This is a genomic window from Corallococcus sp. AB011P, assembly GCF_003611605.1.
Lineage (GTDB): Bacteria > Myxococcota > Myxococcia > Myxococcales > Myxococcaceae > Corallococcus > Corallococcus coralloides.
Genome location: NZ_RAVX01000003.1, coordinates 594,466 through 606,370, shown reverse-complemented (window position 1 = coordinate 606,370; position 11,905 = coordinate 594,466). Strand labels below are relative to the sequence as shown.

Sequence of the window (11,905 nt, the reverse complement as noted above, 5' to 3'; positions counted from 1 at the left end):
GGACGCCTTGGCCCTCCTGTCAGGCCACACTACGGAGTGGCCGGCCCCTCCCCCTGCCGGCGACGGCGCCAGGCCGCGTACGACACCAGCAGGGCCCCGGCCAGGGTGCCCGCCAAAGCTCCTGCAAGCCGCCGGGAGACGACGCCCGCCACCGGGGCCTCCATGCGGAAGGTCTCCAGCGAGGCGCGCACCCCGGGGGCCAGGGCGTCCCAGCGGGCGGCGGGCGCGCTGACCGTCACCACTGCGTGGCGGCCTTCGGAGGCCAGCCCCGTCACCAGCACCGTGCGCACCTGCCCTGCTTCACGGAGCGTCCCCAGCACCTCCACCCGAGGCACGGGCCCGCCCACGCGGTCCACCCGCTCCGGCGTCAGCGCCACGCCCAGCTCCCGTTGGAAGTGCTGGACCACGGCGGTGGAGAAGGAATCGCGCTCGGATGGACTGGCGGAGAAGTCCCCGTCCACCACGGCGATGAGGAACGTGGCCGCGTCCGGGCCCTCTCCGTCCGCCAGCGCCGCGGACAGGCCGCGCGTGCGCACGCCGTCCTCCGACACCGCGCCCACCTGCGAACCGGTGTAGCGCTCCCAGCGCGTCATCCGGAACGTGTCCGGAGGCCGGAAGCTGTAGCCGTCCCGCCGCAGCTCCGTGCCGAGCGCACCGGACAGCGACAACCACACACCGGTGAGGACGGGCAGGAGCACGGGCCCCGAGGATAACCCCGAAGCCCGCGCCACGCCCGCTCCCCTGCCCCGCCGCTACCCGATCTTCTTCTTCAGATCGTCCACCGGCGTCGTGTGCGTGACGATGCGGGACTGGAGCTCCCGCGCCACGTTGGTGATCAGCGGCTTGCGCATCATCGTCATGTGCGTGCCCGGCATGTCCACGACCTCCACGCCGCCGGTGACGAACTCCTCCCAGCCGGTGTGCTCACGCGTGTCCGGACGCTGGCTGGCGCGCAGCAGCACGAGCTTCCCGTCGAGCGGCTTCGCGTCGTACTGCGTGAAGGCGCGCGAGGTGGACTCGAACACCCGGTACAGGTTGCGCACGCGCTCCACGCCCACGTCGGCGATCTGCGTGTCACCCTGGCTGCCCACTTCGTAGAAGTAGTTCACGCGCTCCGCCTGCGTCATCTGCGAGATGCGCTCGCGCAGCTCCAGGGGGTCGCGGCCCGTGGTGGCCGCCAGCATCATGGTGAGCTCGGAGGTGAGCATGTCCTCCAGGACCTGCTCCGGCGTCTTGTCCGGCACCATGTGCTGCACGGTGTACGCGTCGATGCTCGCCAGCAGCGCCACCTCTTCGCCCACGGCGCGCAGCTGCCGCGCCATCTCGAAGGCGATGATGCCGCCCAGCGACCAGCCCGCCAGGTGGTAGGGCCCGTGCGGCTGCACCTCGCGCACGGACGCCAGGTACAGCGCGGCCATCTCCGCCACGGTGCCCAGGGGCTCCTCGCCCTCGGTGCCCCGCGCCTGCAGGCCGTAGCACGGCTGATCCGCGTCCAGCTCACGCGCCAGGTCCACGTAGCAGAGGACGCCGCCGCCCGCCGGGTGGATGGCGAACAGCGGAGGCTTCGTGCCCTCCGGCTTCAGCGCCACCAGCGGCGACCAGGCGCGTGACTCGGCCTCCAACAGCGCGGCCAGCTGCTCCACCGTCGACGCCTGGAACAGCGACGCCAGGGGCAGGTTCTTGCCGGTGAGCTGCTGGATGCGGCCCATGAGCTGCACCGCCAGCATGGAGTGGCCGCCCAGGTCGAAGAAGTCGTCGCGGATGCCAATGGGCGACATCCCGAGCGTCTCCTCCCAGACGCGGACCAGTTGCAGCTGAAGCGGCGTGCGCGCCACCACCAGCGTGGAGCCTTCCGCGCGCGTGGTGTCCGGCGCGGGCAGCGCGCGGCGGTCCACCTTGCCGTTGGACGTGAGCGGCAGCGACTCCAGCGTCATGAAGGCGGACGGCACCATGTACTCCGGCAGCGTGCGCCGCAGCTGTTCGCGCAGCTCCGGGACTCCCGCCACGCTCTGGCCCGGCGCGCCCACCAGGTACGCCACCAGGCGCTTGTCGCCCGGCACGTCCTCGCGCACCAGCACCACGGCCTCGCGCACGCTCGGGTGCGAGAGCAGGCCCGCTTCGATTTCGCCCAGCTCGATGCGGAAGCCGCGCACCTTCACCTGGAAGTCCGCACGGCCCAGGTACTCCAGCGTGCCGTCGGGACGCCACCGCGCCAGGTCGCCGGAGCGGTAGAGCCGCGCCCCGGGCCGAGTGCTGAACGGATCCGGGATGAAGCGCTGCGCGGTCAGCTCCGGCCGGCCCAGGTAGCCGCGGCTCAGGCCGTCGCCGCCCACGTACATCTCACCCGTGACGCCCGGAGGCACCGGCTGTCCGTGCGCATCCAGCACGTACACCTGGAGGTCCGGGATCGCCACGCCGACCTCGCTGCCGCGCCCGCCCTCCGCGTCCGCCGCCTTGAGTGCGCGGTAGGTCACGTGAACGGTCGTCTCGGTGATGCCGTACATGTTGACGAGCACCGGCGCGTTGTCCGCGTGCCGCGCGTACCACGGACGCAGGCTGCCGAACTCCAGCGCCTCGCCGCCGAACACGACCGTGCGCAGGGACAGGCCCTCGTGGTCGCCCGTGCGCTCCTCGTGTTGGATGAGCTGACGGAAGGCGGACGGCGTCTGGTTGAGCACCGTGACGCCCTCGCGCTTGAGCAGCGCGTGGAAGTCCGCGGGCGTGCGGCTGACCTCGTAGGGCACCACCACCAGCTTGCCGCCGTACAGCAGCGCGCCCCACATCTCCCAGACGGAGAAGTCGAAGGCGTACGAGTGGAACAGCGTCCACACGTCCTTCGCGCCGAAGTCGAACCAGTGCTTCGTGCCGTCGAAGAGGCGCACCACCTGGGCGTGCTCAATCTGCGCGCCCTTGGGCCGGCCCGTGGAGCCAGACGTGTAGATGACGTACGCCAGGTGATGCGGAGCCACGCCGCTGTCCGGCGTGGTGGTGGGCGCGGAGGCCCACGCGGCGGCATCCGAGTCCAGGCACAGGCGCTTCGCCGCGCCCGACGGCACCACGTCCAGCAGGTGCTGCTGGGTGAGCACCACCGGCACGCGCGCGTCCTCCACCATGAACTCCAGGCGATCCCGCGGGTACGCCGGATCCATGGGCAGGTACGCGCCGCCAGCCTTGAGGATGGCCAACAGGCCCACCATCAGCTCCAGCGAGCGCTCCACCGCGAGGCCTACCAGTACCTCCGGCCCCACGCCCAGCGTGCGCAGGTGGTGCGCCAGCTGGTTCGCCCGCGTGTCCAGCTCGCGGTACGTGAGGCGCTGTTCGGCGTAGGTGACCGCGATGGCATCCGGGGTGCGCGCAGCCTGGCGCTCGAACAGCGTGTGCAGGCACGCGTCCACCGGGAAGCGGAAGGACGTGTTCCAGTCCGTCACCACCTGCGTGCGGTCCTCCTCCGTGAGCAGCGGCAGTTGGTGCAGCCGCGCGTCCGGGTTCGCCCCGATGCCCGCCAGCAACACGCCCAGGTGCCGGGCGAGCCGCTCGGCGGTGCTCGCGTCGAACAGGTCGGTGTTGAACTCGAGCCCGCCTTCGATGCCGTTCGCCGTCTCCGTGAGGCCCAGCGACAGGTCGAACTTCGCGGTGCGGTGCTCCACCTCCACGCCTTCCAGTGCCAGGTCGGTCAGGTTGAACGACCCCTCTGGCGCGTTCTGCAGCGTCATGGACACCTGGAACAGCGGCGTGCGGCTGGTGTCGCGCGTGGGCGCCAGCTCCTCCACCAGCTTCTCGAACGGGACCTCCTGGTGCGCGTACGCGCCCAGCGTCGTCTCCCGCACGCGGCCCAGCAGCTCGCGGAACGTGGGGTCGCCGTCCAGCTTCGTGCGTAGCACCAGCGTGTTGACGAAGAAGCCGATGAGGCCCTCCGTCTCCGCGCGCTGGCGGCCCGCGATGGGCGTGCCCACGCTGATGTCATCCTGTCCGGAGTAGCGAGACAGCAGCGTCTGCCACGCGGCCAGCAGGACCATGAAGGGCGTGGTGCCCTCCTTCAGCGCCAGGGCCCTGAGCGTCTCCGTCAGCTCCCGGCTGACCTTCACCGGGACGCTGGAGCCGTGCGACGTCTGCACCGCCGGACGCGGACGGTCCGTGGGCAGCTCCATCGCGGAGGGAGCACCGGACAGCTGCTGCTTCCAGTAGCCGAGCTGCTTCTCCAGCACCTCGCCCTGGAGCCAGCCGCGCTGCCAGCCCGCGTAGTCCGCGTACTGCACCGGCAGCTCCGGCAGGGACGGCGTGCCGCCGGAGGCGAAGGCCTCGTAGGACGCGGCCATCTCGCGCACCAGCACGCCCATGGACCAACCGTCGGAGACGATGTGGTGCATGACGAGCAGGAGGATGTGCTCCTCCTCGTCCAGCTTGAGCAGCTTCACGCGCAACAGCGGGCCGGTGGCCAGCTGGAACGGGTGCACCGCCTCCTCGTCCGCGAGCCGGCGGGCCTCGTCATGGCGCTCCGGCTCCGCGATGTCGGAGAGGTCCACCACCGGGAGCGGCAGCGACACCGCCGGGTGGATGACCTGCGTGGCCTGTCCGTTGTCCAGGTGGAACGACGTGCGCAGCGATTCGTGCCGGCGCACCAACTCCGTGAAGCTCTGCTCCAGCGCCATCACGTCCAGCGAGCCCTTCAGGCGAAGGACCATGGGCACGTTGTAGGCCGGGCTGGACGCATCCAGCTGGTGCAGGAACCACAGGCGCTGCTGGGCGAACGACAGCGGCAGGCGGCCTTCGCGAGGCAGCGGCACGATGGCGGGCGCCTGGGTGCCCGCGCCGGCCTGGAGCGCCTGGTCGATGAGGACGGACAGCTTCTGCACCGTGGGCGCGTTGAAGACGTCCCGCAGCTGCAGGTCGATCCGGAAGATGCTCCGGACGCGCGACAGCACCTGCGTGGCCAGCAGCGAGTGTCCACCCAGCTCGAAGAAGTCGTCTGTCGAGCCCACGCGGTCCACGTTCAGCAGCTCGCTCCACGCACCGGCGAGCAGCTGCTCCGTGGGAGTGCGCGGCGCGATGAACGCGTCGTCCTGCGCGCGTTCGTCGCTGGGGACGGGCAGCGCCTTGCGGTCCACCTTGCCGTTGGAGGTCACCGGCAGCGCCTCCATCACGACGAAGGCGGACGGCACCATGTACTCCGGCAGCGTGCGCTCCAGGTGCTCGCGCAGGCCCTTGCGGTCCAGGGACTCCACGTCACCCGCGACGTAGGCGACCAGTCGCTTGTCACCGGCCACGTCCTCGCGGACGACGACGACGGACTCGCGGACACCGTAGGCGCCCATGAGGGCGGATTCGATCTCCCCCAGCTCGATGCGGTAGCCGCGCACCTTCACCTGGTGGTCGACGCGGCCCATGTACTCCAGCGTGCCGTCGGCGCGCCAACGGGCCAGGTCGCCGGAGCGGTACAGCCGCGCTCCGCCGTCGGTGCTGAACGCATCCGGGACGAACTTCTCCGCCGTGAGCTCCGGGCGGCCCAGGTAGCCGCGGCCCACCTGCACGCCGCCGATGTACAGCTCACCCGGCACGCCCACCGGCACGGGTTGCAGCTGCGCATCCAGCACGTACATCCGCGTGTTGGGCAGCGGCTTGCCGATGCGCACCGCGCCGGAGGCGGAATCCTCCGGGGCCACGACGTGCACCGAGCATCCCACCACCGTCTCCGTGGGGCCGTACTCGTTGATGAGCCGCGTGGCCGGCGCGTGCTTGCGCCAGAACGCCAGCTCTTCCGAGAAGAGCGCTTCGCCGCCGATGACGAAGGCGCCCGTGCGCCCCGCCGCCGCGTCCGCGCCCAGCAGGTCCGACAACAGCCGCAGGTGGCTGGGCGTCAGCTTCACCAGGCTGAAGCCCGTGCCCTCACGCAGCACGTCCGCCAGGCCTTCCACGCCTCGCGTCTCCGACACCATCACCACGCCCCGGCCCGCGACCAGCGGCGCCAGCATGCTGGTGACGGTCAGGTCGAACGCGAGCGACGAGTGCACCGGTGCACCCGCGCCCGTATCCAGCCCGTACGCGGACAAGCACCACGTCAGGTAGTTGGACACGCCGCGGTGTTCGATGGCCACGCCCTTGGGCTTGCCCGTGGAGCCGGACGTGTAGATGACGTACGCCAGGTTGCCGGCCGTCACCGCCGTCACGGGCGCGTCCTCGCGCTCGCGGGAGATGCTCCGCTTCCAGTCGCCATCCAGGCTGATGAGCTGCTGGGTGGTGACGGGCAGCTCGTCCGCCAGCGAGTCCTGCGTCAGCACCACCGGCACCTGCGTGTCCTCCAGCATGAAGGACAGGCGGTCCAGCGGGTACTTCGGGTCGAGCGGCACGTAGGCGCCGCCGGCCTTGAGCACGCCCATCACGGCGATGACCATCTCCAGCGAGCGCTCCAGGCACAGGGCGACCTTCACCTCCGGCCCCACGCCCAGCCGGCGCAGGTGGTGCGCCAGTTGGTTCGCCTTCGCGTCCAGCTGCCGGTACGTGAGCTGCTCACCCTCGAAGGTCGCGGCGATCGCGTCCGGGGTGCGCGCCACCTGCGCCTCGAAGCGCTGGTGGATGCAGGCGTCGCGCGGGAAGTCGGCCCGCGTGTCGTTCCACGTCGTCAGGAGCTGCGTCCGCTCGCCCTCGGTGAGCAGCGGCAGGCGCTGCACGGGCACGTCCGGCTGGGACGCCACGCCCTCCAGGAGGACGCGGAGGTGCTCCAGCATCCGCTCGGCGGTGCCGGCGTCGAACAGGTCGGAGTTGTACTCCATGGCTCCGCGCAGCTCGCCGTCCACCTCCGACAAGGTCATGTTCAGGTCGAACTGCGCGGTGCGGTGCTCCAGCGGCACGGCGCGCAGCGTGAGGCCCTTGACCTCCAGCTCCGGCACCGGCGCGTTCTGGAACGACAGCAGCACCTGGAACAGCGGCGTGCGGCTGGTGTCGCGCGTGGGCGCCAGCTCCTCCACCAGCTTCTCGAACGGCACTTCCTGGTGCGCGTACGCGCCCAGCGTCGTCTCCTTCACCTGGGCCAGCAGCGCGCGGAAGGACGGGTTGCCCTCCAGCTTCGTGCGCAGCACCAGCGTGTTGACGAAGAAGCCGATGAGGCCTTCCGTCTCCGTGCGGCCACGGCCCGCGATGGGCGTGCCCACGCTCACGTCGTCCTGACCGGAGTAGCGCGCGAGCAGCACCTGCCACGCGGCCAGCAGCACCATGAAGGGCGTGGCGCCCTCCTTCAGCGCCAGGGCCTTGAGCGTGTCCGTCACCGGCTTGCCCACGCGCAGGTTCACGCTGGCGCCCCGGTACGTCTGCACCGCCGGACGAGGACGGTCCGTAGGCAGCTCCAGCGCGGCGGGCGCGCCGGTCAGCTGCTGCTTCCAGTACGCCATCTGCTGGGCCAGCACGTCACCCTGCAGCCAGCCGCGCTGCCAGCCCGCGTAGTCCGCGTACTGCACCGGCAGCTCCGGCAGGGACGGCGCGCGGCCGGACGCGAAGGCCTCGTAGAGGGCCGCCATCTCCCGCACCAGCACGCCCATGGACCAGCCGTCGGAGACGATGTGGTGCATCGTCGCGAGCAGCACGTGCCGCTGGGCCTCCAGCTTGAGCAGCTTCACGCGAAGCAGCGGGCCGTTCGCCAGATGGAACGGACGCTGCGCCTCTTCGTTGGCCCGACGCTGGGCCTCGGCCTCGCGGACATCCTCGGGCTGACCGGACAGGTCCACCACTGGGATCGACAGCGTCGCCGCAGGCTGGATGACCTGAGCGGGCTGGCCGTCGCGCATGGGGAACGTGGTGCGCAGCGATTCGTGGCGGCGCACCAGCTCCGTGAAGGCGCGCTCCAGCGCGGACACGTCCAGCGCGCCCTCCAGCCGCACCGGCAGCGGGAGGTTGTAGAAGGCGCTGTCCGGCTCCAGCTGGTTGAGGAACCACAGGCGCTGCTGCGCGAACGACAGCGGCATCCGCTCCGCGCGCGGTAGTGCCACGAGCGGCGGCGCCCTCACGCCCCTGCCCTGCGCGACGAGCGCGTCCACGCGCCGGGCCAGGTCCGTCACCGTGGGCGCCTCGAAGAGCGTCCGCAGCGGCAGCTCCACATCGAAGGCCTCGCGGATGCGCGACGCCAACCGCGTGGCCATGAGCGAGTGGCCGCCCATCTCGAAGAAGTGGTCCTCCACGCCCACGCGCTCCACGCTCAACAGCTGCGCGAAGAGGGCCGCGAGCAGCTCCTCCGTCGGCGTACGCGCGGCCACGAAGGTGCGCGTGCGCGACACCTCGCCCGTCGGCGCGGGCAGGGCCTTGCGGTCGATCTTGCCCGCGGGCGTCAGAGGCAGGGCCTCCAGCACCACGAAGGCGGAGGGCACCATGTACTCCGGCACCTCTGTCTTCAGGTGGCGGCGCAGCTCCACCGCGTCCAGCGTGCCCGCGGCCTGGGGCACGACGTAGGCCACCAGGCGCTTGTCGCCCGGCGCGTCCTCGCGCACCACCACCGCCGCCTCACGCACCTCCGCGTGGTGCAGCAGCACGGACTCGACTTCACCCAGCTCGATGCGGAAGCCGCGCACCTTCACCTGGGAGTCGATGCGGCCCAGGTACTCGAGCTCGGCCAGGGACGTCCACCGCACGCGGTCACCCGTGCGGTACAGCCGCGCGCCGGGATCCTGGCTGAACGGGTTCGGGATGAACCGCTCCGCCGTCAGGTCCGGCCGGCCCTGGTAGCCACGCGCCAGACCCACGCCCGCCACGTACAGCTCGCCCGGGACGCCCGGCGGCTGGGGCCGGAGCGCGTCATCCAGCACGTACACCTGCACGTTCGCCCACGGCTTGCCGATGGTGAGCCGCTCCGGGTTCGCGCCGTTCTCGGTCAGCGTCGCGCAGACCGTGGCCTCCGTGGGGCCGTAGGCGTTGATCATCAAGCGCCCTTCGCCCCACTTGCGCGCCAGCTCCACGCTCAGCGCCTCGCCGGCGGAGATGACGGTGCGCAGGCCCTCCAGCCCCTCCGTGCCCAGCTGCGCGAGCACCGACGGCGTCAGGGTGACGGCGGTGATGCGCTGCTGCTGGAGCAGCGTGCGCAGCGGTTCATCCGGCAGCAGCCGGTCGCGCGGCGCGAGCACCAGCGTGGCCCCGGCGACGAGCGTGCCGAACACCTCGCACACGCTGGCGTCGAAGCTGGACGCCGCGTACTGCAGCACGCGGCTGCCCGGCGCGTAGCGGTGCGCGCGGCCCGCCTGGATGGCCGTGTTCACCAGACCCTGGTGCTGGAGCAGCGTGCCCTTGGGACGGCCCGTGGAGCCAGACGTGTAGATGACGTACGCCAGGTTGGCGGAGGTCATGTTCACGGACGGCGCCGTGGTGGGCAGTGCCTTGAGGACGTCCCGCACGTCATCCAGGTGCAGCCCGACACGGTCTTCCGCGTGCAGGCCCGGCATGGGCTCGCCGCGCGTCACGAGCACCGTGGCGCCGCTGTCCTCCAGCATGTAGTCGAGCCGGTCGATGGGGTACGCCGGGTCGAGCGGCACGAACGCGCCGCCGGCCTTGAGCACGCCCAGCATGCCGACCACCAGGTCCAGCGAGCGGTCCAGGCAGAGCGCCACACGCACTTCCGGCGCGACGCCCAGGGTGCGCAGGTGGTGCGCCAACTGGTTCGCCTTCGCGTCCAACTGCGCGAACGTGAGCGACGTGTCCTCGTAGACGAGCGCCGCTGCGTCCGGCGTGGCGCGGGCATGCGCCTCGATGAACGACTGGATGCACGCCTCGCGAGGGAAGTCCACGCGGGTGTCGTTCCACACCACCAGCTCCTGCCGCGCCTCGTCCTCCGTCATCAGGGGCAGCGCCATCACGCGCTGATCCATGTCCACGGCGATGCCCTCCAGCATCATCACGAAGTGCTGCATCAGCCGTTCGGCGGTGGCGCGGGAGTACAGGTCGGAGTTGTACGCGAGCCGGCCCAGGAAGCCCTCGGACGCGTCAGCCAGCGACAGGGACATGTCGAACTTCGCCGTGCGCGCTTCCGCCTCGAACGTCTTCAGCGTGAGGCCGGCCACGGACACCTGACCGGACAGCTCCTCCGCCTGGAGCACGAACATGGCCTGGAAGAGCGGCGAGCGGCTGGTGTCGCGCACCGGGTGCAGCTCCTCCACCAGCTTCTCGAACGGGACCTCCTGGTGGACGTGCGCGGACAGCACCGTGTCACGCACCTGGGTCAGCACGTCGCGGAAGGACGGGTTGCCCTCCAGCTTCGCGCGCAGCACCAGCGTGTTGACGAAGAAGCCGATGATGCCCTCCGTCGACGAGTGCCCGCGGCCCGCGGCCGGAGAGCCCACGCTGATGTCATCCTGGCCCGCGTGACGCGCCAGGAGCACCTGCCACGCCGCCAGCAGGAACATGAACGGCGTCACGCCCTTCTCGCGGCACAGCGCCTTGATCCGCTGCGACAGCGTCTGCGGCACCTTCACCGCCACGCCGCCGCCCGAGTACGTCATCACCGCCGGACGCGGGAAGTCCGTGGGCAGCTCCAGCGCGGAGGGCGCGCCGGACAGCTGCTGCCGCCAGTACTCCACGTGCTTGCCCATCACGTCGCTGCGCAGCCAGTCGCGCTGCCAGCCCGCGTAGTCCGCGTACTGCACCGGCAGCTCCGGCAGCGGCGACGGCTTGTCCTCACGGAAGGCCGCGTAGATGGCGGCGATCTCCCGGACGAGCAGGCTCATGGACCAGCCGTCCGTGATGATGTGGTGCAGCGACAGGAGCAGCACGTGCTCCGTCGGCGACATGCGCAGGATGAGGGCGCGCATGAGCGGCCCCGTGGCCAGCTTGAAGCCGCGGTTGGTCTCCGCGTCGGCCAGGCGCTTCGCCTCGGCCTCGCGCTCCGCGTCGGGCAGGCTGCTCAGGTCCACGACGTTGAGCGACGCAGGCGCGGGCGCGTGGATGCGCTGCACGGGCTGGTCGCCTTCCGCGTGGAAGGTGGTGCGCAGCGATTCATGCCGGCGCACCAGCTCCGTGAAGGTCCGCTCCAGCACGCCCAGGTCCAGCTCGCCCTCCAGACGGACGGGCAGCACGATGTTGTAGAACGCGCTGTCCGGCTCCATCTGGTCCAGGAACCACAACCGCTGCTGGGCAAGCCCCAGCGGCAGCGAGCCCTCGCGCGGCAGCGGCACGATGGGCGGCGCCTGGAGTCCCTGCTCCGAACGCACGGACTGATCCACGCGCTGGGCCAGGTCCGCGATGGTGGGCGCCTCGAAGAGCGCGCGCAGCGGCAGCTCCACGCCGAACGCCTCGCGGATGCGCGAAGCGACCTGCGTGGCCAGCAGCGAGTGCCCGCCCAGGTCGAAGAAGTTGTCGCGCACCCCTACCCGCTTCACGTCCAGGATCTCCGTCCAGACCGTGGCGAGCATCTCCTCCGTCGGCGTGCGCGGCGCGGCGAACTCCGCCTCGCTGCGCTCCGTGCGGGCGTCGGACGGCGCGGGCAGCGCCTTGCGGTCCACCTTGCCCGCGGGCGTCATCGGCAGCGCCTCCAGCACCACGAAGGCGGACGGCACCATGTACTCCGGCACCTCGCCCTTCAGGTGGCGGCGCAGCTCCGCCACGTCCAGCTCGGTGTCCTCCTGCGCGACGACGTAGGCCACCAGGCGCTTGTCGCCCGGCACGTCCTCGCGCACCACCACCGCCGCCTCACGGATGTCCGTGTGGTGCAGCAGCACGGATTCGACTTCGCCCAGTTCGATGCGGAAGCCGCGCACCTTCACCTGGAAGTCGATGCGGCCCAGGTACTCCAGCTCGCCCGTCGCCAGCCACCGCACGCGGTCACCCGTGCGGTACAGCCGCGCGCCCGCGTCAGTGCTGAACGGATGCGGCACGAACTTCTCCGCCGTCAGGTCCGGCCGGCCCTGGTAGCCACGCGCCAGCGCCACGCCGCCGATGT

2 protein-coding genes (1 of these 2 cut by a window edge) are annotated in these 11,905 nt (G+C 71.3%); both read right to left on the bottom strand.

The genetic code is table 11. The features are described 5' to 3' along the window. Positions 1 to 29: 29 nt before the first annotated feature. A complete protein-coding gene (locus D7X30_RS12140) occupies positions 30 to 698 on the bottom strand; it encodes a hypothetical protein (protein ID WP_120563047.1) in 669 nt (222 codons plus the stop codon). Positions 699 to 752: 54 nt separating this feature from the next. Next, positions 753 to 11,905: the 3' end of a non-ribosomal peptide synthetase gene (locus D7X30_RS12135; protein ID WP_158619249.1), read on the bottom strand. It continues 20,359 nt past the right edge of the window; the window shows 11,153 of its 31,512 coding nt (coding positions 20,360-31,512); its start codon lies off the right edge, out of view; its stop codon occupies positions 753 to 755.